The following is a 22407-nucleotide window of genomic DNA, read 5'->3' on the forward strand; positions in this document are numbered from 1 at the left end:
GGTAAACGGGCCGGTCAGCCCGCGCGCGCGGTGGGCGCCGCGCGGCTCACGACAAAAATGCCGGCGAGGATCAGGGCCATGCCGCCCAGCTCGACCGGCGACGGACGTTCGGACAGCACCGCCCAGGCCATCAGCATCGCCACCACCGGCACGCCCAGGCTCGACAGGCCCGCGATGGAGGCCGGCACGCGCCGCACCACCTGCAGCCACAGCAGCCAGCCGGCGGCGGTGGCGATCAGCACGATGTAGGTCATGCCGGTCCACAGCTGCCAGCCCCATTGCGGCGCGATCTGCGGCACCAGCCAGGCCACCGGCGTCATCACCAGCCCGCCGAACAGCATCTGCCAGGCGGTGAACGTCATCACGTCGGGCGCGTGGCGCTCGAACATGCGCTTGGACAGCACCGTGCCCACGCCCCAGCACAGGCCGCTGCCCAGCCCCAGCAGCACCGGCCGCATTTCGCCCACGCCATGCCAGGGTTCGATGAACAGCACCAGGCCGATCGCGGCCAGGCCGATGCCGATGCCATGGCGCGCCGTCGGCCGCTCGCCCAGCAGGCCCCAGGCGAACAGCACCACCCAGAACGGCATGGTGTAGGCCATCAATGACACCTTGCCGACGCCGCCCGACACCAGCGCCGTCTGCACGAAGCCCTGGAAACCCGCGGTCTGGGTCAGGCCGATCAGCAGGGTCAGCTTCCAGGGCGGCAGGGCCAGCGGCCGCCGGGTCGCGGCCGCCAGCGCGAACAGCACCAGCGCGCCGGTCACGTAGCGCAGCGCCACGAAATCGAAGGGGCCGATGTAGGGCACGATCAGCTTCATCGCGATCCAGCTGCCCGCCCACACGAGGATGGTGCTGAACATCAGGGCTAGCCCTGCGCGATCGAAACTGCTGCGGCTCACGGCGGCGTCTCCAGTGGAAGTGGGAAAGAAAAAACGACGATGCCCATGCCGGCAAACCGGCATGGGCATCTCGCATTATGCTCCCGTCGGGCCGGGAACCGTCCACGCCGTCCGCATGACGGACGGCGCGCGCCGCATTACAACGGCTTGGACAGTTGTTCCAGGATGGCGGGGTTTTCCAGCGTCGACACGTCCTGCGTCACTTCCTCGCCCTTGGCGACCACGCGCAACAGACGGCGCATGATCTTGCCGGAACGCGTCTTGGGCAGGTTGTCGCCGAAGCGGATGTCCTTGGGCTTGGCGATCGGACCGATTTCCTTGGCGACCCAGTCGCGCAGCGTCTTGGCGATGGCCTGCGCCTCGGCGCCTTCGGGACGGGCGCTCTTGAGCACCACGAAGGCCACCACGGCCTCGCCGGTAGTGTCGTCGGGACGGCCGACCACGGCGGCCTCGGCCACCAGCTCGTGCGCGACCAGCGCCGATTCCACTTCCATCGTGCCCAGGCGGTGGCCCGACACGTTCAGCACGTCGTCGATGCGACCCATGATCCAGAAGTAGCCATCGGCATCGCGCTGCGCGCCGTCGCCGGCCAGGTAGTAACCGCGCAGCTCGGGCGGGAAGTAGCTCTTCTTGAAGCGTTCCGGATCGCCCCAGATGTTGCGGATCATCGCCGGCCACGGACGCTTGATCACCAGGAAACCGCCGTTGCCCTGGTCGACGTCGCCGCCGGTCTCATCGACGATGGCAGCGGCGATGCCCGGCAGCGGCAGCGTGCACGAGCCAGGCTTGGTCGGCGTGGCGCCCGGCAGCGGCGTGATCATGTGGCCGCCGGTCTCGGTCTGCCACCAGGTGTCGACGATCGGGCAGCGCTCGCGGCCGATGTTCTTGTGATACCAGATCCAGGCCTCGGGGTTGATGGGCTCGCCCACCGTGCCGATGATGCGCAGGCTGTCCAGGTCGTACTTGGACGGATGGGTCTCGGGCGCCGCTTCGGCGGCCTTGATCAGCGAGCGGATCGCGGTCGGCGCGGTGTAGAAGGTGGTGACCTTGTGGCGCGCGATCATGTCCCAGAAGCGGCCGGCGTTGGGGAACGTCGGCACGCCCTCGAACACCACCTGCGTCAGGCCCGCAGCCAGCGGGCCGTAGGTGATGTAGGTGTGGCCGGTGACCCAGCCCACGTCGGCCGTGCACCAGTAGACGTCGTCCTTGCGCGCATCGAAGGTCCACTTGACGGTCAGCAGCGCCCACAGCAGGTAGCCGGCGGACGAATGCTGCACGCCCTTGGGCTTGCCGGTGGAACCGGAGGTGTACAGGATGAACAGCGGATGCTCGGCATTGACCGGCACCGGTTCGCAGCTGTCGGCCTGGCCGGACTCGACGTCGTGCATCCAGAGGTCGCGGCTTTCGTTCCAGGCGATCTTGCCGCCGGTGCGACGATAGACGATGACGCGCTTGACGGCTTCGCAGCCGCCCATGGCGATGGCTTCTTCCACCGCCGGCTTGAGCGGGATGGTCTTGCCGCCGCGCACCTGCTCGTCGGCGGTGATGACCAGCGAGGCGCCGACGTCGACGATGCGCTCCTGCAGGCTCTTGGCCGAGAAGCCGCCGAACACCACCGAGTGCGTCACGCCCAGGCGCGCGCAGGCCTGCATGGCCACCACGGCTTCGATCGACATGGGCATGTAGATGATGGCGCGGTCGCCCTTCTTGTAGCCCAGCTTGGCGATGCCGTTGGCGAAGCGGCACACGCGCGCCAGCAGTTCGCGGTAGGTGACCTTGTTGACCTTGCCGTCGTCGGTCTCGAAGATGATGGCGGTCTTGTCGGCGTTGCCGTTGGTCAGGTGCACGTCCAGGCAGTTGGCCGAGACGTTCAGCTCGCCATCGCCGAACCAGCGGTAGAACGGCGCGTTGGATTCATCCAGCACCTCGGTGAACGGCTTGGTCCACTGCAGGTTGTCGCGGGCCTGGCCGGCCCAGAAGCCGTCGAAATCCTTTTCGACCTGCGCGCACAGCGCGTTGTACGCGTCCATGCTGGGAATCGCGGCGCCCTGCGCCGCGCGCTCGGGCGGCGGGAAGACCCGGGTTTCCACCAGTACGGACTCAATAGCATTCGACATGATCTTGTCTCCAATCTGTGATTCTGTTGTTGATGCCGCTTTATCTGACTGCCACTCGCAACCGTATCGCCACGCTCTTACGGGCACCTTACGCAAAATACGGGCCACAGGCCCGTATCACCGCAACAGCGCGCACCGGCCACGGCGGGCAACGGCACCGACAACCTGACAGCGCAATACGCAAACGGCCCGACGCCGCGCTCCGCCTGGCGGCGCGGCGGCGTCCGGGACTTCATAAGAATATCAGTTGGCACGACGGCCCCGCTACGCCGTGCGGCGCGCCAGGCCGCGCGCCATGTCCACGCGCGACAGCAGGATCAGGCCGCCGACGAAGAACAGCCCGGTCACCAGGATCGCCAGGCGATGGTTGCCATGCGTGGCCCAGGTCACCAGGCCGTAGGTCAGCGGGCCGATGACCGCCGCCAGTTGCACCGCGAAGGTCCAGAGCGAAAAGAATTCCGCCAGGCGTCCGGCCGGCGCCAGCGCGCCGGTCATGGCGCGGCCCGCGCTCTGGGTCGTGCCCATGCACAGTCCGGCCAGCGTCGCGGCCACCCAGAACACCGGCGCGGTCACGGCCGCATAGGCCACCAGCACCATCAGGATCCAGCCGCACAGCGTGATTGTCAGCGCCGGCTTGTGGCCGATGCGGTCCTGCACGTAGCCGAACGAGAACGCGCCCGCCGCCGCGCCGATGTTCACGGTGAACACCAGCAGCATGATCTGCGGCGTGGTGAAGCCCATGACCTCGGAGGCGTACACCGCCGCCAGCGTGATCACGACCGAGATGCCCGCCTGGTAGCAGGCGATGCACATCAGCAGCCGGCGGAACTCGGGGAAATGCTGGCCGGTCTCGCGCCAGGCGTAGGCCAGCCGCTTGAGCATGGCCAGCGTTTCCTGCCCCTGGCCGGAAGGCCGGGCGCGCTCGCGCAGCAGGAAGAACGACGGCAGCGCCGCCAGCGCGAACACCGCGCAGGTCACCAGGATGACGCGCGGCACGAAATGCTCGGCATCGAGCCCGTCGGCCTCGGCCAGCTTCACCACCACCAGCGACAGGCCCAACGTCAGCATGCCGCCGCAATAACCGAAGCTCCAGCCCCAGCCCGACACCCGGCCCAGCGCCGCCGGCTTGGCCAGTTCGGGCAGGAACGCCGCCACCACGGACTCGCCGACGCAATAGCAATAGTTGGACACGACGATGGCGGCCAGCGCCAGCCACACGTCGCCCGGCCCGGCCTGGGTCAGGACCAGGGTGGCGGCCACGCAGCCGGTGGTGCTGGCGTAGAGCAGCCGCCGCTTGCCGGCGCGGGCGTCGGCGCGCGCGCCCAGCGTGGGCATCGTCAACATGATGAGCAGATAGGACAGCGACAGCGCCGCGGTCCAGGCCAGCGTGGCCCAGGGCGCGCGGCCGCCGACCACGCCGACGAAATAGGTGCTGAACACCGCCGTGAGGATCACGGTGGTGTAGCCGGAATTGGCGAAGTCGTACATGGCCCAGGCCCAGACTTCGCGCTTGGCCACGCCGGGGTTCAGCGGACTCCTGTCCGCCTCCCCGCCGGCGGACGCGGCGGCGCCGGCAGGCGCCTGCCGCGGCGTTTCCTGGCTCACAGGCCCAGCGCGGCGATGCCAGCCTGGGCGATCTGGGCGTCCTCGGTGGACTTCACGCCCGACACGCCGACCGCGCCGACCACCTGGCCGTTGACCGTGATCGGCACGCCGCCTTCCAGCATGCCTTCGATCAGCGGCGCCGACAGGAAGGAATAGCGGCCGTTGTTGATGATTTCCTCGTAGACGCGCGATTCACGGCGGCCCAGGGCCGCGGTCTTGGCCTTGGCCGGCGCGATGTGCGAGGAAATGGGCGCCGCGTCGTCCAGGCGCAGCATGCCCAGCAGGTGGCCGCCATCGTCCGACACGGCGATGGTCACGGCCCACTTGTTCTGCAGGGCGTGTGCTTCGGCCGCGGCCAGGATTTTCTTGACGTCTTCGGCGTTCAGCACGGGTTTGGTGTTCATTGCAGCGACTCCTTGATCTGTTCCAGGGCGATGGGGTCTTCGATGGTGGTCAGGTCGCCGGGATCACGGCCTTCGCATACCGCGACAATGGCGCGGCGCAACACCTTGCCCGATCGGGTCTTGGGCAGCGCGCCCACGAACCGGATCCGGGCCGGTCGCGCCACCGCGCCCAGCTGATCTTCCACCAGCCGCATGATATCCGCTTCCAGCTGCTTTGCGCCCTCCGCCGTTTCGGCCGCCGCCGGATTCTTCAGCACCGCGAAGGCCATCGCCACCTGGCCCTTGAGCGCATCGGCCACGCCCACCACCGCGCACTCGGCGATGCCGCTGTGGCTGTTGACGGATTCCTCGATCTCGCGCGTGCCCAGGCGGTGGCCGGCGACGTTGATGACGTCGTCGGTGCGCCCCAGGATGAACCAGTACCCGTCCGCGTCGACCAGCCCCCAGTCGAAGGTGGAATACACCTGGCGGCCGGGAATCGAGGTGAAGTAGGTCTGCACGAAGCGCTCGTCGTCGCCCCAGATGGTGGACATGGCGCCCGGCGGCAGCGGCGGCACGATGGCCACCACGCCCTTCTGGTCCGGCCCCAGATCCTCGCCGCTGGACTCGCTGACGATGCGCGCGTCAAAACCGTAGACCGGGAACGACGGACTGCCGAAACGGGTCGGCACGTTTTCGACGCCAGGCTGGGCCGACAGGATCGGCCAGCCGGACTCGGTCTGCCAGTAGTTGTCGATGATGGGCTTGCCCAGCCCTTCCGAGATCCAGTGCGCGGTCGGCTCGTCCAGCGGCTCGCCGGCCAGATACACCGCCCGCAGCGTGGACAGATCATGCTTCCTGAGCAGGGCCGGATCCTGGCGCTTGAGCACCCGCACCGCCGTCGGCGCCGAAAACAGCGTGTTGACGCCGAACTGCTCCACCAGCTTCCACAGGATGGCGCCGTCCGGGCGCACCGGCGTGCCCTCGTACAGCACCGTGGCCTGCCCGCCGATCAGCGGGCCATACACAATATAGGAGTGCCCCACCACCCAGCCGATGTCGCTGGTGCAGAAGAACGTGTCGCCGGCCTTGCCGTTGAACAGGTATTCCATCGACGAGGCCAGCGCCACCGCGTAGCCGCCGGTGTCGCGCTGCACGCCCTTGGGCTTGCCGGTGGTGCCGGACGTGTACAGGATGTAGCTGGGCTCGGACGACTCCAGCCACGTCACCGGCACGTGGACGCCGCGCTGCGCCGCGCGCAGGGTGGCGTAGTCCAGGTCGCGGCCGGCCACCGGCTCGAAGGGCGCCAGGCCGCGGTCGAACACCACCACCGAGGCCGGCGGCGTCTTGCACAGCGCCAGCGCCCGGTCCAGCAGCGGCTTGTAGGGCACCACCTTGCCGCCACGCGAACCGCCGTCGGTGCACACCACCACCTTGGGCGCGGCATCGTCGATGCGCTGCGCCAGGTTGACCGAGGCGAAGCCGCCGAACACCACCGAATGCACCGCGCCGATGCGGGCGCAGGCCAGCATGGTGAAGACCGCCTCGGGCACCATCGGCATGTACAGCAGCACCCGGTCACCGCGCCCCACACCCAGGTCCTGCAGCATGGCGGCGGCCGCGTTCACCTCGTCATAGACGTCCTGGCGGGTGTAGACGCGTTCGCGTTCGACTTCGGTCGATACCCAGATCAGGGCCGGCTTGTCGGCCTGGGTCGGCAACCAGCGGTCCACGGCGTTGTAACAGAGGTTGGTCCTGCCGCCCACGAACCACTTGGCGAAGGGCGGCCGGGAAAAATCCAGGACCGATTCGAACGGCGTCTCCCAGTGCACCCGGCCGGCCTGCTCGCGCCAGAAGGCATCGCGGTCATGCACCGAGCGGTAATGGAAATCCCTGGTTTTTTGCATTTTTGTCTCCTGTTATTGTGCATACGCCTTAAGGCTGATTGCTTTCTTTTTGAATCCTTCGGTCATTCTGGTGGGCAAACCTTGCACGAGGCTTGCCGCAGGTCAAAAAATTCTGCCACGCGTCTACGCCGCACGGGCGCCGGGCTGGTTACAGTAACGAACCAGTCTTAAAAGTTTGGTAGAATCCCCGCGAAGTTGTAGACAACATATCTGTTGGTTCGCTGCTTGATTTCCGCTATTCAGGTGTTTTTTAGCGTTTTTGACGCTTTATTACGCCAAATGCGCGAAACAGGACGCAACCATCCCCAGGCGAATGCATCGACACTCCAAAAGCGCGCGACTGAATTCATCCTCTGGCCAGGCAAACCGCGGTCTGCGTTTGCTGGCGCTGGCGGCGTGCGTCGCGGGTCTGGCGGGTTGTGCCAACACCTCTCAAAAGTCCACCGCCTATACGTCCGAGATCGATCCCTACGAGACGGAATGGGTCGCCACCGCCGATGATCCCATCGGCATGCTGGTGGTGCAGAAATTCAAGCGCGAACGCCAGCGCAACCACAGCGAAGTCAGCAGCGACAACGCCATGGTCAGCGAAGCCCTGAACTACCTGGGCATCCGCTACCGCTTCGGCGGCAACTCCCCCGACACCGGTTTCGATTGCAGCGGCCTGGTGGCCTACACCGCCGAACGTTCGCTGGGCCTGAAGCTGCCCCGTAACGCCGCCGAAATCGCGCAGCAAGGCATTTCCGTCGCCAAGAACGAACTCAAGGCCGGCGACCTGGTCTTCTTCAACACCCTGGGCCGCCGCTATTCCCACGTCGGCATCTACCTGGGCGACGACCGCTTCGTGCACTCGCCCAGCGCCGGCGGCGTGGTGCGCGTCGAAAACATGACCATGGCCTACTGGAGCAAGCGCTACAACGGCGCCCGCCGCCTGGACAACGGCCTGGTGGCCAGCGCCCGCGCGGCCAACTGATACCTCGCAGTGTGACGCGCCGGCCGCGGCGCGGCCATCCTCCAAACGGCGCGACAGGCGCGCGCCATTCGGCACAGACAGCAAAACGCCGCCGGACTTTCCAGTCCGGCGGCGTTTTTCATTCCTCTTCGCGGCCTTGGGCCGCAGGCCTTTTCGGCCTCCCCAGTTGTCAGTGTTGGTGGCGGCGTGGCACGGCGGTGTCAGTGGACCGCGGCGCCCCGGCTGCACAGGCCGCATTGCTGCAGGGCCTGCTGCATGCTGCACACCGAACGGCGACAAGCCACGACACGGATGCCACCGCGCTGCGCCGCGTTGCGGAAGGTCTTCATGACGTTGTGGCCCAGGAAATCGGTCAGCAGGATGACCAGCTGGGTGCCCGAGGGCAGTTGCAACGTCTTCTTCTGATGCGAGGGATCGCGGCCACTGATGTGGTGCGTGATCGAAATGTTGTGTCCTTTAAGCAGATCCGGAATGTTGCCGAGCCTGTCGGCGCCCACTACCACTGCACTCAATCCTGCCGTCATGTTTAACCTCACTGGGTCGTTGAGACTGGATGTAATGATAATGATTCCTATTTTTTAGTCAACTCAAATGAGATCAGTTCTTATTTAATATTTTTTATGAGCTTATGGAAAGGGATAGCGAGACCCGCTGTCCACGCCCTTCCCCGCCCCCGCGCTTTCCAAAAAAAAGCGGCTCCCCGCCAGGGGAACCGCTACTTTTCATCCGACTTGGGCGGCGCTCATCATGGCCGGCCTACTTCGGCGTTCCCTGCACGGCCTCGGTCACGACCGCGCGCGTCAGGGACGGCGCCAGCATTTCCAGGAACGTGTAGACATAGTCGCGCAGGAACACCCCGGCCTTCACGCCGACGCGGGTGGTGTGCGTGCCGAACAGGTGTCCCACCGGCAGGCCCACCAGGCTCGAATCGCGCCGCGGGTCATAGGCCACGCCGGCGATGATGCCGATGCCCAGGCCGACGTCGACGTAGGTCTTGATCACGTCGGCGTCGATGGCTTCCAGGACGATGTCCGGATGGATGCCCTGGTTGGCGAAGACCTCGTCGATCGTGCTGCGGCCGGTGAAGGCGCGGTCATAGGTGACGATAGGGTATTCCGCCAATTGCGCCAGCGACAGGCGCTTGGCGGCGCTGGAGGTCAGCTCGGCCAGAGGATGATCGGGCCGCACCACCACGGTGTGTTCCCAGGCATACACGGGCAGCGTCGCCAGGCCAGGCGTCAGGGCCAGCGACTCGGTCGCCAGCGCCAGGTCGGCCTGCTCGTGCAGCACCATTTCGGCCAGCTGCGCGGGGCTGCCTTCGGCCAGCGACAGGTGCACCTTGGGGAATTGCTTGCGGAACGCCGGAATCACGCGCGGCAGCAGGTAGCGCGCCTGGGTGTGGGTGCAAGCGATCACCAGGCCGCCTTCGTCGCGGCGGGCGAATTCGTCGCTGACCTTCTTGAGGTTGTCGACTTCGCGCATGATGCGGTCGATCACCTGCGACACGGCCAGGCCGGGCTTGGTCAGGCCCTTGATGCGTTTGCCATGGCGTTCGAAGATCTTGATCCCGAGTTCGTCCTCGAACTCGATGATGGCCTTGGACACGCCCGGCTGGGAGGTATAGAGCATCCGGGCGGCTTCGGTCAGGTTGAAGTCGCGCCGGATGGTTTCGCGCACGAAACGAAATTGCTGCAGGTTCATGAATTGGCCCCTGATAGACGGGCCAATTATAAGTAATAAGGACGCCTTGTTATATGACTTATTTGTATAAGCTTAGGACAAGGCGTCCCTCTTTCAGCGCATCGAGATCGTGGTGTTCACGGTCTTGGCATGGGCCGACCAGCGCGCCGTGACGGTCTTGGTCTGCGTCCAGAACTGCACCGCCTGCTTGCCGTTGGGGCCCAGGTCGCCCAGCTTGGAGCCGCGCGAACCGGTGAAGCTGAACCACGCCACCGGCACCGGGATCGGCACGTTGATGCCGACCTGGCCGACGTCGATGTTGTTCTGGAAGTAGCGCGCCGCGCCGCCGTCCTGCGTGAACAGGGCGACGCCGTTGCCGTTGGGGTTGCGATTGATGAACGCCACCGCCTCTTCCAGCGTTTCCGCGCCCACCACGCACAGCACCGGGCCGAAGATTTCCTCGGTGTAGATGGTCATGTTCTCGGTCACGCCGTCGAACACGGTCGGGCCGACGAAGTTGCCCTGCTCGAAGCCGGAGACCTTCAGGTTGCGGCCGTCCAGCAGCAGCTTGGCGCCTTCGTCCACGCCCTTCTGGATCAGGCTTTCGACGCGCTTCTTGGCGTTCGGCGAGACCAGCGGGCCCAGGTCGGCGGCGCGGTCCATGCCCGAGTTGACCTTGAGCTTCTTGGCGCGCTCGACGAAGTCGGGCAGCCAGTTGCGGGCCTCGCCCACCAGCACGGCCACCGACGAGGCCATGCAGCGCTGGCCGGCGGCGCCAAAGGCGGCGCCCAGCAGCTGGTTCAGCGCGACTTCCGGATCGGCATCCGGCAGGATCACGCAGTGGTTCTTGGCGCCCATCATCGACTGGCAGCGCTTGCCGGCGGCCGAAGCGCGGTTGTAGATCTCGGTGCCGACGCGGGTCGAACCGATGAACGACACCGCCTTGATGTCGGGATGCTCGCACAGGCCATTGGCCGTGTCCGGGCCGCCATGCACCACGTTCAGCACGCCCGGCGGCAGGCCGGCTTCCAGCGCCAGCTGGGCCAGGAACAGCGACGAGGTCGGATCCTGCTCGGACGGCTTGAGCACGAAGGTATTGCCGCAGGCCACCGCGATCGGGAACATGAAGCACGGCAGCATCACCGGGAAGTTGAACGCGGTGATGCCCGCGCACACGCCCAGCGGCTGGATCAGGGTGTAGACGTCGATGCCGGAGGCGGCGTTCTCGGCGTATTCGCCCAGCTGCAGGTTGGCGATCGAGCAGGCGTGCTCGACCACTTCCAGGCCGCGGCCGACTTCGCCCTCGGCATCCGGCAGGGTCTTGCCATGCTCGCGGGTGATCATCTCGGCCAGCTTGCCGGTGTTGGCGCGCAGCAGTTCCTGGAACTTCAGCATGACGCGCATGCGCGCGCCCTGGCCGCTGTTGCGCCAGGTCTTGAAGGCTTCCTTGGAATTGGCGATGGCCTCGTCCAGTTCGTCGCGCGTGGCGAACGGCACCTTGGCCACGACCTCCTGGGTGGCGGGGTTGATCACGTCGCGCCATTCGGTGGTCTTGGACTGCACGAGCTTGCCGCCGATCAATAGCGGAACGCGGGGGACTTCACTCATTTGATGCTCCTCACACTGCATAGTCGATGCGGATGGAATCCGCGTTCTTGGATCTCGCGCGCACGCCGCCGGACTGGCCCGGCGGCGCGCCGCGCCTTACTTCTGCACCAGCGGGCAGGCCGAATCGGCCAGCGGCTGGAAGGCCTCGGCCGCCGGGATGGTGGCCACCAGCTTGGAATAGTCCCAGCCGCCCTTGGACTCGGCCGGCTTCTTCACTTCGTACAGGTACATGTCGTGGATCACGCGGCCATCGGGCCGGATCGAGGCGTTGCGCATGATCGGATCCTTGATCGGCAGCGCGCGCATCTTGTCGGCCACCACCTTGCCGTCGGTGCTGCCCGAGGCCGCCACCGAGCGCAGGTAGTGCAGCACGCTCGAATACACGCCGGCCTGCGTCATGGTCGGTTTCAGGCCGCGGAAGGCCTTCTCGAAGCGCGTCGACCACTGGCGCGTGGCGTCGTCGTAATCCCAGTAGAAGCCGTCCACGTACGACAGGCCCTGGGCGCTTTCCAGCCCCAGCGCGCGCAGGTCGGACAGGAAGATCAGCAGCGACACCAGGCGCTGGCCGCCGGCCACGATGCCGAACTCGCGCGCCTGCTTGACCGCATTGACCGTGTCCTGGCCGCCGTTGGCCAGCGCCACCACCTGGGCCTTGGAGCTTTGCGCCTGCAGCAGGTACGAGGCGAAGTCCGGCGCGTTGAGCGGATGACGCACGCTGCCGGCGACGGTGCCGCCCAGCGCCTTGACCGCCTTGGCCGTGTCGGCCTCGAGCGAGTGGCCGAAGGCGTAGTCGACGGTGATGAAGTACCAGGACTTGCCGCCCGCCTTGACCGTGGCCTTGGCGCCGCCGGCGGACTGCGAATAGGTGTCGAACATCCAGTGGAAGCCAACTGGCGAGCATTCCTTGTTGGTCAGCGCCGTGGTGGCCGGGCCCGAGAACATCACGACCTTGTTCTTTTCGCGCGCGATGCCCTGCACCGCCAGCGCCACCGCGGAATTGGTCAGGTCGGCGATGGCGGTGACGCCGTCGCGGTCGAACCATTCGCGCGCCTTGGCCGCGCCCACGTCGGCCTTGTTCTGGTTGTCGGCCGACACCAGCTCGATCTTCATGCCCTTGCACTCGGCCGCCAGGCAATCGTCGATGGCCAATTGCGCCGCCGCCACCGAACCGGGTCCGCCCATGCCGGCATAGGTGCCCGACATGTCCGTCAGGATGCCGATCTTCACTGGCGGTTTATCCGCCGCGTACGCCTGACCCAACAGTGCTGCGCCCAGACACAAGCCTGCGGCCAGCCCGCGTGCGTGCAATTCCATGGATTTGTCTCCTGAGTGTTATGCGTTATGGCGCCGTCTTCGCGGCCCGCGGCTCCCGGAGCATTCCCCCCAGGGCTGCCGACCCAGTGTAGATGTGTGAAAATCAACAAGCAACACCAGAAATGCACATTCCTTGTGCATCAATGCACAAGCCTGTCAGGAGCGAAAAACGTGCTGGATTGGGACAGTCTGCGGTATTTCCTGGAGGTCGCGCGGACCCAGCGGGTCAGCGCCGCGGCGCGCAAGCTCGGGGTCGAGCACACCACCGTGTCGCGCCGCATCCGCGCGCTGGAAAGCGAGCTGGACACCCTGCTGTTCGAGAAATCGCGCAGCGCCGGCTTCGTCCTGACCGAAGACGGCCAGCGCCTGTTCGTGCACGCGGAGCAGATGGAGAGCACGGTGCACAGCGCCCGCGAGACGCTGTCCGGGATCGGCCAGGCCCTGTCCGGCCACCTGCGCATCGGCGCCACCGAGGGCTTCGGCAGCTACGTGCTGACGCCGCTGGCGGCCGACTTCCAGCGGCGCTATCCGCACATCACGCTGGACATCCTGCCGGTGCCGCGCTTCGTCAGCCTGTCCAAGCGCGAGGCCGATCTGGCCATCACGATCGAACGCCCCCAGCGCGGGCCCTACGTGTGCAGCAAGCTGTGCGACTACACGCTGCGCCTGTACGGCACGCCCGAGTACCTGGCGCGCCATCCGCCGATCCGCGGCCGCGCCGACCTGGCCGGCCACAGCTTCATCGGCTATGTCGACGAATTGCTGTTCAGCGAGCGCCTGCGCTACCTGGAAGACCTGCTGCCGGCCAGCCGGGTGGTGTTGCGCAGCACCAGCGTGGTGGCGCAATACCATGCCGCGCTGCAGGGCCAGTCGCTGGCCATCCTGCCCTGCTTCATCGCGGCGCAGGACCCTCGGCTCAAGCCGGTGCTGGAAAAGGAAGTGGAGATCACGCGCTCGTTCTGGATGTATTGCCACGAGGACCTGCGCAAGCTCAAGCGCGTGACGGTGCTGTGGGAGTTCATCCGCAAGTCGGTGCTGAAGAATGCCGACCTGCTGGCCGGCAAGCGCGGGACGATGAAATACCTGCCCTGAAGCCGGCGGCGGCGGCGCGGATCAGGCGCGCCGACTGCCGCGCCCCGCAGCGGGCGCCGGGGCTGGCGCCCGCCCGGCATGCCGCCGCGCCCCCGGGTCGGGGCGCTAGCTGTTCTTGGGCGCCTTGACGCGCAAGCGGCGCATCAACAGGAAGGCCGTGAAGGCGGCCACCACGAGGTGGATCGCCACGGTGCCCACGCCGAAACTGAGCTTGCCGTTGGAAATCCAGGCGCGCGACAGGTTGATCAGGTTCATGTACAGCAGGCCCACCAGGCCGGCGATCAGCAGGTCGCCGGAACGGCCCAGGCGCGGGTTCACGGCGCCCAGCGGGATCGCCAGCAACGCCAGGTTCAGCGCGGCCAGCGGCAGCGAAATGCGCCACATCACCTGCGACCAGCTGCTGGTGGTGTTGTCGGCCATCAGCTGCGGCGTGGTGCGCGCCTTGGCCGAGCGTTCGGCGGCGGCGCGCGCGGAGGCGACCGGGTCGTCGCCGCCCTTGCTTTCCAGGCGCAGGCCGTATTTCTCGAAGTGCACCAGGCGGATCTCGGGCGTGCCCGGCTTCAGGTCGTAGCGATGGCCCTCGCCCAGCACCAGGAAGCGGTCGCCGTTGGGCAGGGTTTCGCTGTGGGCGCTGCTGGCGGTCAGGACGCTGAGCCATTCCGGGCCGGTTTCGCGCGCGAACACGTTGCCCAGTTCATCGGTCGGCTTGGCCGGATCCTCGGCGAAGAACACGCGGTTGCCGCCCGCCGATTCCGCGAACTGGCCCGCCGTGACCTTGGACAGGTCCGAGCGCTGCTCGAAGCGTTCGTGGTATTCGCCGATCTGGCGATAGGCCCAGGGCGCGGCCACCAGCGTCAGGCCGGCCACCGCGATGGCCACCGGAATGGCGACGCGCAGCACCGGCTTGAGCCAGTCCGCCAGCGACAGGCCGCTGGCGAACCAGACCACCATCTCGGATTCCCGGTAGTTGCGCGTGACCGTGGTGAGCACCGCGATGAAGACCGAGACGGCCAGGATGGTCGGCAGCGCCGTGATGGTGGACAGCGCGGCCAGCACGAGCACGACGTCCGCCCCGATGTTGCCGCCCGCCGCCTCACCGAGCAGGCGCACCAGCAGCACGCTGAGCCATACGATGAGCAACGTGGAAAAGACAACGCCAGCGTGACTGGTGATCTCGCTGACGACAGAGCGTTTGAATAGAGACATGGGAGAATATGCGGGATAATCGACCGCATCATACAGACGCACACGGGAAACCCTCATGGAATTTAGCACACAGACCACTGCTTCCCTGCACCAGATCAAGACCGCCGCCCTGGCGGTCGGGGTCTTCGCCGACGGCGTGTTGAGCCCCGCCGCCGACCTGATCGACCGCGCCGCCAACGGCGCCGTGCGCGCCGTCACCAAAACCGAATTCCGCGGCCGCGCCGGCAGCACCCTGGTGCTGCGCTCGCTGCCGGGCGTGTCGGCCCAGCGCGTGGTCCTGGTGGGCCTGGGCAAGCAGGACGAATACTCGGCCCGCGCCCACGCCTCGGCCGAACAGGCCTTCGCCGCCGCCTGCGTCTCGGCCCAGCTGACAGAAGGGGTCTCGACCCTGGCCGCCAACCCGATCGCCGACGTGGCCCTGATCGCCCGCGCCCGCAGCGCCGCCATCGCGGCCGGCAGCGCCACCTATCACTACGACGCCAGCTTCGGCAAACCCGACCGCGACGCCCGCCCCAAGCTCAAGAAGATCGTCCAGATCGTCGAGCGCGCCGACGCCGCCCAGGCCCAGAAAGGCCTGCGCGAAGGCGCCGCCATCGCCAACGGCATGGAACTGACCCGCACCCTGGGCAACCTGCCGGGCAACATCTGCACCCCGACCTACCTGGGCGACACCGCCAAGCGCCTGGCGCGCGAATATAAGTCGCTCAAGGTCGAAGTCATGGACCGCAAGCAGGTCGAGGCCCTCGGCATGGGCTCGTTCCTGTCGGTGGCGCGCGGCTCCGAGGAAGCGCTGCGCTTCATCGTCCTGCGCCATGCCGGCAAGCCCGCCAAGAAGGGCGCCAAGGCGTCCGACGGCCCCATCGTGCTGGTCGGCAAGGGCATCACCTTCGACGCCGGCGGCATCTCGCTCAAGCCCGCCGCCACCATGGACGAAATGAAGTACGACATGTGCGGCGCCGCCAGCGTGCTCGGTTCGTTCCGCGCCCTGGCCGAACTGGAACTGCCGCTGGACGTGATCGGCCTGATCCCGGCCTGCGAAAACCTGCCGAGCGGCAAGGCCAACAAGCCGGGCGACGTGGTCACCAGCATGGCCGGCCTGACCATCGAGATCCTCAACACCGACGCCGAAGGCCGCCTGGTGCTGTGCGACGCGCTGACCTACGCCGAACGCTTCAAGCCCTCCGCCGTCATCGACATCGCCACCCTGACCGGCGCCTGCGTGGTGGCCCTGGGCCACGTCAACACCGGCCTGTTCAGCAAGGACGACGCGCTCGCCGAGGCCCTGTCGGCCGCCGGCCGCCAGGCCCTGGACACCGCCTGGCGCATGCCGATGGACGACGCCTACCAGGACCAGCTCAAGTCCAACTTCGCCGACCTGGCCAACATCGGCGGCCCCCCGGCCGGCGCCGTCACGGCCGCCTGCTTCCTGTCGCGTTTCACCAAGTCGTACCGCTGGGCCCACCTGGACATCGCCGGCACCGCCTGGAAGAGCGGCAAGGACAAGGGCGCCACCGGCCGTCCCGTGCCGCTGCTGATGCAGTTCCTGCTGGACCAGGCTTGAGCGGCCGTCCACGGATCCCGGCATGACCCGCATCGACTTCGCCTTTGGCGCGCCCGACCGCTTGCGCATGGCCTGCCAGGTCGTGCGCAAGCGCTATCTGGCGGGCCAGCGGCTGGTGGTGTATTGCCGCGAGGGCTCGCGCCTGGCGCAGTTCGACCGCATGCTGTGGGCCTTCGACGACACCTCGTTCGTGCCGCATGTGCTGGCCAATGATCCGCTGGCGGCCGAGACGCCCGTCGTCCTGACCGCCGGCGATCCGCAGCAGGCGGCGCAAGCCGCCGGCGACGGCCCTTCGCCCTGGCTGCTCAATCTCGACGACGACTGCCCGCCGGGCTTCGAGGCCTTCGAGCGGCTGCTCGAGATCGTCTCGGACGATCCCGACGACAAGCAGGCCGCGCGCCAGCGCTGGCGCGTCTATCAGGGCGCCGGCCACACGCCGCAAAGCCACGACCTGAGCCAACGGCAGCCGGGCGCCTGACCGCCCTCCCCGCCTCCCGCGCCGCCCCAGGCGGCGCCATCTCGACCCTCGGGAGCCCCCATGCCCCACCGCCCCTCCGACCCCGGCATCCCCACCCTGACCCAGCGGGCCGAACCCACCCTGTCGCCGTCCACGCCGCCGCCGGACGCCCCGCTGCTGACCGAGGTGGCGCCCGAGCGCGCATCCGCCCATGACGGCGACGCCTTCCCGCTGCTGACCGACGTGGCCCGGCATGACGACGCCTTTCCGTTGCTGACGGATGTCGCCCGGGATGACGACGCCTTCCCGTTACTGACCGACGTCGCCCGGGATGACGATGCCCTCCCGCTGCTGACCGACGTCGCCCGGGATGACGATGCCCTCCCGCTGCTGACCGACGTCGCCCGGGATGACGATGCCTTCCCGTTGCTGACGGATGTCGCCCAGGACGGCGCCGACGCGTCGCGTTCGGCTGAAGCGGCCGATACGCCCGCCCTGCCGCCCCCCGCCGCGGTGGTCGCGCCCGCCGCCCCGGCCACGGCATCGCCAGAGGCCTCGGTGCTGGCCGCCCGCCTGCAGGCGGAAGTCGAACAGGTCATGCGCCAGGCCCTGGCCGACGCCATCGAACAGATCCAGGCCCGCATGGACGAGGAACTGCCGCGTATCGTGGCGCGGGTGATGCAGGACGTCAGGCCCGGTTGAAATCGGCATGACCATCCCCATAATGGGGTCATGCCTGCCCACCCTGCGCGCTAATTCTTCCGAAAACTGGATTCTTCAGGGAACTGTAAGGTATCCTTGGCATCTAAGCCTTCTAGGCAAATCAATTTCTGCCGTACACAGGAGTCCTCCATGAACGAATATCGTCCGTCCCCCTTTAACCGTTCCGGCACCCTCGCCGGCGCGCCGGGCGAGGTCGTGCGCAACAAAGTCCTGCGCAACACCTATTGGCTCCTGGCCCTCTCGCTGATCCCGACCGTGCTGGGCGCGGCCGTCGGCCTGTACACCGGCATCAACCGCGTCATGGGCGCCAGCCCGGGCCTGTCCGCCATCGTGTTCCTGGTGGGCGCCTTCGGCATGATGTTCGCCATCGAGAAGAACAAGAACAACTCGCTGGGCGTGGTCCTGCTGCTCGCCTTCACGTTCTTCATGGGCGTGATGCTGTCGCGCCTGCTCGGCTTCGTGATGGGCTTCAGCAACGGCTCGCAACTGGTCATGACGGCCTTCGGCGGCACGGCGATCGTGTTCGGCACCATGGCCACGCTGGCCACCACCATCAAGCGCGACCTGTCCGGCCTGCAGAAATTCCTGTTCATCGGCGCGGTCGTGATCCTGGTGGCGGCCCTGGCCAACATCTTCCTGCAGCTGCCCGCGCTGATGCTCACCATCTCGGTGCTGGCCATCGTGATCTTCTCGGCGTTCATGCTGGTCGACCTGCAGCGCGTCGTGAACGGCGGCGAGACCAACTACGTGTCCGCCACGCTGGCCATCTACCTGGACGTCTACAACGTCTTCTCGAACCTGCTGATGCTGCTGGGCATCTTCGGCGGCAACCGCGAGTAAACGCGCTGCCGTGACAGTCGCAAGGGCCTGCATGAACAATGCAGGCCCTTTTTCATTGGAGCGAGCCATGCCTGATCGCCGTCGATTCCTGCAGGCCGCCGCCTGCGCGCCGCTGCTGGCCCAGTCGTGGACGGCAAGCGCCCTGAGCCCCCGGCAGCCGATGCTGGCCCGCCCGATCGGGTCCACCGGCGACATGCTGCCGGTGATCGGCCTGGGCACCGCCGACACCTTCAATGTGTCGCCCTCGGACGCGGCCGCCATGGCACCGCTGGCGCAGGTCGTGGACGCCCTGCTGGAGGCGCGCGGCTCGCTCATCGACACCGCCCCCAGCTACGGACAGGCCGAGGCCGTCACCGGCGCGCTGCTGGCGCGCGAGCCGGACCGGCGTCCGCTGGTGTTCCTGGCCACCAAGATCAACACCCAGGGCCACGACGCGGCCCGGCGCCAGATCGAGAACTCGCTGCGCGCGCTGCGCACGCAGAAGCTCGATCTGATCCAGGTCCACAACCTGATCGACACCCGCAACCAGCTGGCGCTGCTGCGCGAACTCAAGCAGCAGGGCGTGACGCGCTACCTCGGCATCACGCACTACACCGACGCCGCCCATGACGAACTGACCGAGCTGGTCGAAAAGGAAAAGCCCGACTTCCTGCAGATCAATCTGTCGGTAGGCGCGCGCAATGCCGAAAAGCGCCTGCTGCCGGCCTGCCAGGCCAATGGCGTCGCGGTGCTGATCAACCGCCCGTTCCAGGACGGCGCGCTGTTCCGCCAGGTCCGGGACCGGCCGCTGCCGGACCTGGCCGGTGAAATCGGCTGCACCTCGTGGGCACAGTTGTTCCTGAAATTCATCATCGGCCATCCGGCCGTGACCGCCGTCATCCCCGCCACCTCCAAGCCGGCCAACATGGCGGACAACGCGCGGGCCGGCTTCGGGCCGCAACCGGACGCGGCGCTGCGCGAACGCATCGCGGCCCTGCTGGGCTGACGCCATGCGCGCCGCCGGCTCCTGGCGCCAGCGGGCGGCGCAAGCGCTGGGGATCCAGCCCGGCGAGGTGGCGGCGGGCGCCTGCGGCTTCGCCTTCTTCTTTTTCCTGTTCTGCGGCTATTTCATGCTGCGGCCGATCCGTGAGACCCTGGGCATCCAGGCCGGCGTCGACCAGCTGCAATGGCTGTTCACGGCCACCTTCCTGGCCATGCTGGCGGTGGTGCCGCTGTTCGGCTGGCTGTCGGCCCGGGTGCCGCGCGCCACGCTGGTGACCTGGGCCTACGCGGTGTTCGCCATCACCATGGCCGGCTACGCGGCGCTGTTCCACTGGCAACCCGATGGCGTCTGGGCCGCGCGCAGCTTCTACGTGTGGCTGTCGGTCTTCAACCTGTTCGTGGTCTCGCTCGGCTGGAGCCTGATGGCCGACGTCTTCCGCATGGAGTCGGCCAAGCGCCTGTTCGCCTTCATCGCCGCCGGCGCCAGCGCCGGGGGACTGTGCGGTCCCCTGCTGGGCGGCCTGCTGGCGGGCACGCTCGGCGCGGCGGGCCTGCTGCTGTTGTCGGCGCTGCTGCTGACGGCGACGCTGCCGCTCAAGCGCTGGCTGCTGCGCTGGCGCGCCGCGACCCGCCCCGAGGCCGAGACCGCCGAACTGGCGCGCCCGATCCCGGGCGCCATGCTGGCGGGACTGTCACGGGTGTTCCAGTCGCCCTACCTGCTGGGCATCGCCGTGCTGGTGCTGCTGCTGGCCACGCTCAGCACCTTCCTGTACATGGAGCAGGCGCGGCTGGTGGCCGAGACCTTCCCGGACAGGGCGCAGCGCATCCGCGTCTTCGCCACGCTGGACTTCATCGTGCAGGCCCTGGCGTTGCTGTCGCAGCTGTTCCTCACCGGCCGCGTCGCCGCCTGGCTGGGCGTGCGCTTCCTGATGGCGGCGGTGCCGCTGGCGATGGCGCTGGCGTTCCTGGCGCTGGCGGCCTACCCGGTGTTCGCGGTGCTGGCCGTGGCCATGATCCTGCGGCGCGCCGGCGAGTACGCCCTGGTCAAGCCGGGACGCGAGATGCTGTTCACCGCGGTCCCGGCCGAAGACAAGTACAAGACCAAGAACGTCATCGACACGGTGGTCTATCGCGCCGGCGACGCGGCCAGCGGCTGGGTCAAGGCCGGGGTCGATGCGCTGGGCCACGGCGTGGCGCTGATCGCCCTGCTGGGCGCGCTGTGCGCGCTGGCCGCAGCGGCGCTCGGCTACGGCCTGGGACGCAAGGCCGACCGGCAGCCGCCGTCCCAACCTTAGATTTCACCGAACAACCATCTTAGAAAGCCAAACGGATTCCCGGCGCGGCCGCCGCACAATAGCGCAGCCCTCAACGTTCCGGGAACCGTCATGAAACGCGCCGCCAGCCTTGCCGCCCTGTTGCTTTGCCTGACCGCGCAGCCCGCGCTGGCCGAATACCCGGAACGGCCGATCACGATGATCGTGCCGGCCGCCGCCGGCGGCAACGCCGACATCACCGCCCGTCTCGTCGGCCAGGAAATGAGCCGCGTGCTGGGCCAGCCGGTGGTGATCGAAAACCGCGTCGGCGCCGGCGGCCGCATCGGCACCCAGGCGCTGGTGCGCGCCGCGGCCGACGGCTACACCATCGGCTATGCCCACGTCGGCACGCTGGTGCTGCATCGCTACCTCTTCAAGCAGCAGCTCTATGACCTGGACCGCGACATCACGCCGATCGGGCTGGTGGCCGAAACGCCCAACGTCATCGTCGTCAACGCCGCCTCGCCGTATCGCGATCTCAAGAGCTTCATCGACGCCAGCCGCGCCCAGCCCGACCGCCTGACCATGACGTCGGCCGATCCCGGCACCACCAGCGAAGTCGGCGTCAAGCTGTTCATCGCCCAGACCGGCGCGGCGGTGCGGCAGATTCCCTACAAAGCCACGGCCGCGCAACTGGCCGACCTGCTGGGCGGCCACGTCGATTCGATGATGGAGAACCTGCCGCCCCTGATCGGCAACCTGAAGGATGGCCGCCTGCGTGCGCTGGCGGTCACCACCAAGGCCCGCGCGGCCTCCAACCCCGACGTGCCGACGGTGGCCGAGCAAGGCTACCCCGACTACGAACAATCGGCCTGGAGCGCATTGGTGGCGCCGGCCGGCACGCCGCCCGCCGTCATCGCGCGACTGAACGCGGCGATGAATGCCGCGCTGCGCGCGGAGCCCGTCGCCCGCGAACTGCGCAGCCGCTCCCAGGAGCCGCTCGGCGGCACGCCCGCCGACGTCAAGACCCAGATTCAGAAGGAACTGCCCAAATGGGAACACCTCATCAAGGCCGCCGGCACCACGCTGGATTGACGCCCCATCGCCCGCAACCGGAAGGCACGCCATGATCAAGGTGAGCCGCGAAGACTTCACCTGCGCCGCGGCGACCAACGCCTCGGCCTACCGGCGCGTCACCATCCCGGTATTGAAGATCGAGGCCGGCCCCGGGCCGGCCGTGGCACTGATGGCCGGCGTGCATGGCGACGAATGGGAAGGCCAGGCGGCCATCCTGCAGCTCTGGCAACTGCTGCCGGGCGTCCTGCAGCGCGGCACGGTCTACCTGCTGCCCGCCGCCAACGCCGAGGCCTCGCTGGCCGGCACGCGCCTGTCGCCTTCCGACGGCGGCAACCTGAACCGCGCCTTCCTCGGCGCGCCGGCGCGCGGCTATACCGAGAGCGTGGCCGCCGCCCTGGAGGTCCGGCTGCTGCCGCGCATCCAGGCGCTGGTGGACGTCCACAGCGGCGGCGCGTCGCTGCGCTACCTGCCGTCCTCGGTCATCACCCGCTATGGCGACGACGCCTATGATGCACGGCTGCCGGCCCTGGCCCGCGCCTTCGGCATGCCGCATTGCGTGTTCTTCCGCGGCGGCGAATCCGGCTCGATGCCGGCCGCCGCCAGCCGCCTGGGCGTGTTGCGCCTGAGCGCGGAAATCGGCGGCGGCGGCGAGACCTCGCGCGCGCTGGTGGAACGCTGCCGCGACGGCCTGCTCGGCTGCCTCGCCGAGCTGGGCCTGCTGGCCGCCG

20 protein-coding genes are annotated in these 22407 nt (G+C 67.8%); 10 read left to right on the forward strand and 10 right to left on the reverse strand.

All coding sequences use genetic code 11. The features are described 5' to 3' along the window. Window positions 1–14: 14 nt before the first annotated feature. The 5 genes from H0523_RS19755 to H0523_RS19775 all read right to left on the reverse strand — a co-directional run bounded on the left by H0523_RS19755 (window position 15) and on the right by H0523_RS19775 (window position 6914). Window positions 15–902 carry a DMT family transporter gene (locus tag H0523_RS19755; RefSeq protein WP_156333218.1) on the reverse strand — a complete coding sequence of 296 codons (888 nt, stop codon included), beginning with the start codon at window positions 900–902 and terminating at the stop codon, window positions 15–17. A gap of 137 nt (window positions 903–1039) precedes the next feature. After that, on the reverse strand, window positions 1040–3019 hold the full coding sequence (acs, locus tag H0523_RS19760) for an acetate--CoA ligase (RefSeq protein WP_054460638.1): 1980 nt from the start codon (window positions 3017–3019) through the stop codon (window positions 1040–1042). A 264-nt stretch (window positions 3020–3283) separates the two neighbouring features. Beyond that, window positions 3284–4624: an MFS transporter gene (locus H0523_RS19765; RefSeq protein ID WP_054429569.1), complete on the reverse strand. Its 1341-nt coding sequence runs from the start codon at window positions 4622–4624 to the stop codon at window positions 3284–3286. Continuing rightward, a complete protein-coding gene (locus H0523_RS19770; RefSeq protein WP_006393507.1) occupies window positions 4621–5028 on the reverse strand; it encodes a heme-binding protein in 408 nt (135 codons plus the stop codon). The genes H0523_RS19765 and H0523_RS19770 overlap by 4 nt, the downstream gene beginning before the upstream one ends. After that, window positions 5025–6914, reverse strand: a complete 1890-nt coding sequence (locus H0523_RS19775) for a propionate--CoA ligase (protein WP_054429570.1) — start codon at window positions 6912–6914, stop codon at window positions 5025–5027. Before H0523_RS19775 ends, H0523_RS19770 begins: the two co-directional genes overlap by 4 nt. A gap of 313 nt (window positions 6915–7227) precedes the next feature. On the opposite strand from H0523_RS19775, the gene H0523_RS19780 reads away from it, so the two are divergent. Further along, window positions 7228–7887 (forward strand): C40 family peptidase, encoded by a 660-nt coding sequence (locus tag H0523_RS19780; protein WP_054429571.1) that lies wholly within the window; start codon window positions 7228–7230, stop codon window positions 7885–7887. A 200-nt stretch (window positions 7888–8087) separates the two neighbouring features. Here H0523_RS19780 and H0523_RS19785 read toward each other — a convergent pair whose 3' ends face one another. From H0523_RS19785 to H0523_RS19800, 4 genes are all read right to left on the reverse strand, one after another. Next, entirely contained in the window at window positions 8088–8411 is a 324-nt protein-coding gene (locus H0523_RS19785) for a DUF2325 domain-containing protein (RefSeq protein ID WP_035361296.1), read from the reverse strand. Between the two features lie 232 nt (window positions 8412–8643). Further along, window positions 8644–9588 (reverse strand): CysB family HTH-type transcriptional regulator, encoded by a 945-nt coding sequence (locus H0523_RS19790; RefSeq protein WP_006389315.1) that lies wholly within the window; start codon window positions 9586–9588, stop codon window positions 8644–8646. Window positions 9589–9681: 93 nt separating this feature from the next. After that, entirely contained in the window at window positions 9682–11175 is a 1494-nt protein-coding gene (locus H0523_RS19795) for a CoA-acylating methylmalonate-semialdehyde dehydrogenase (protein WP_054429572.1), read from the reverse strand. A 96-nt stretch (window positions 11176–11271) separates the two neighbouring features. Further along, complete coding sequence (locus H0523_RS19800) at window positions 11272–12489, reverse strand: ABC transporter substrate-binding protein (protein ID WP_054429573.1); 1218 nt, start codon at window positions 12487–12489, stop codon at window positions 11272–11274. A gap of 171 nt (window positions 12490–12660) precedes the next feature. Here H0523_RS19800 and H0523_RS19805 point away from each other — a divergent pair, with 171 nt between their 5' ends. Further along, window positions 12661–13581: a LysR family transcriptional regulator gene (locus H0523_RS19805; RefSeq protein ID WP_054429574.1), complete on the forward strand. Its 921-nt coding sequence runs from the start codon at window positions 12661–12663 to the stop codon at window positions 13579–13581. Window positions 13582–13686: 105 nt separating this feature from the next. Here the strand turns inward: H0523_RS19805 and lptF are convergent, their stop codons facing one another. Beyond that, the gene (lptF, locus tag H0523_RS19810) at window positions 13687–14787 is read right to left on the reverse strand and encodes an LPS export ABC transporter permease LptF (protein ID WP_054429575.1); all 1101 of its coding nucleotides are present in this window, start codon (window positions 14785–14787) and stop codon (window positions 13687–13689) included. Window positions 14788–14842: 55 nt separating this feature from the next. Between lptF and H0523_RS19815 the strand changes: the two genes are divergently transcribed. From H0523_RS19815 to H0523_RS19850, 8 genes are all read left to right on the forward strand, one after another. Next, entirely contained in the window at window positions 14843–16348 is a 1506-nt protein-coding gene (locus tag H0523_RS19815) for a leucyl aminopeptidase (RefSeq protein ID WP_054429576.1), read from the forward strand. A gap of 22 nt (window positions 16349–16370) precedes the next feature. Continuing rightward, window positions 16371–16826 carry a DNA polymerase III subunit chi gene (locus H0523_RS19820; RefSeq protein ID WP_054429577.1) on the forward strand — a complete coding sequence of 152 codons (456 nt, stop codon included), beginning with the start codon at window positions 16371–16373 and terminating at the stop codon, window positions 16824–16826. A 60-nt stretch (window positions 16827–16886) separates the two neighbouring features. After that, window positions 16887–17507 (forward strand): hypothetical protein, encoded by a 621-nt coding sequence (locus H0523_RS19825; protein WP_238924896.1) that lies wholly within the window; start codon window positions 16887–16889, stop codon window positions 17505–17507. Between the two features lie 150 nt (window positions 17508–17657). Next, window positions 17658–18368: a Bax inhibitor-1/YccA family protein gene (locus H0523_RS19830; RefSeq protein WP_006393496.1), complete on the forward strand. Its 711-nt coding sequence runs from the start codon at window positions 17658–17660 to the stop codon at window positions 18366–18368. A 67-nt stretch (window positions 18369–18435) separates the two neighbouring features. After that, the gene (locus H0523_RS19835; RefSeq protein ID WP_054429579.1) at window positions 18436–19353 is read left to right on the forward strand and encodes an aldo/keto reductase; all 918 of its coding nucleotides are present in this window, start codon (window positions 18436–18438) and stop codon (window positions 19351–19353) included. A 4-nt stretch (window positions 19354–19357) separates the two neighbouring features. Beyond that, window positions 19358–20644: an NTP/NDP exchange transporter gene (locus tag H0523_RS19840; RefSeq protein WP_054429580.1), complete on the forward strand. Its 1287-nt coding sequence runs from the start codon at window positions 19358–19360 to the stop codon at window positions 20642–20644. Between the two features lie 90 nt (window positions 20645–20734). Next, window positions 20735–21697: a Bug family tripartite tricarboxylate transporter substrate binding protein gene (locus H0523_RS19845; protein WP_054429581.1), complete on the forward strand. Its 963-nt coding sequence runs from the start codon at window positions 20735–20737 to the stop codon at window positions 21695–21697. A 31-nt stretch (window positions 21698–21728) separates the two neighbouring features. Next, window positions 21729–22407: M14 family metallopeptidase (locus tag H0523_RS19850; protein WP_180180129.1), on the forward strand; the 679-nt coding region annotated here is incomplete at its 3' end.

It is taken from the genome of Achromobacter insuavis (assembly GCF_902859645.1).
GTDB lineage: Bacteria > Pseudomonadota > Gammaproteobacteria > Burkholderiales > Burkholderiaceae_B > Achromobacter > Achromobacter insuavis.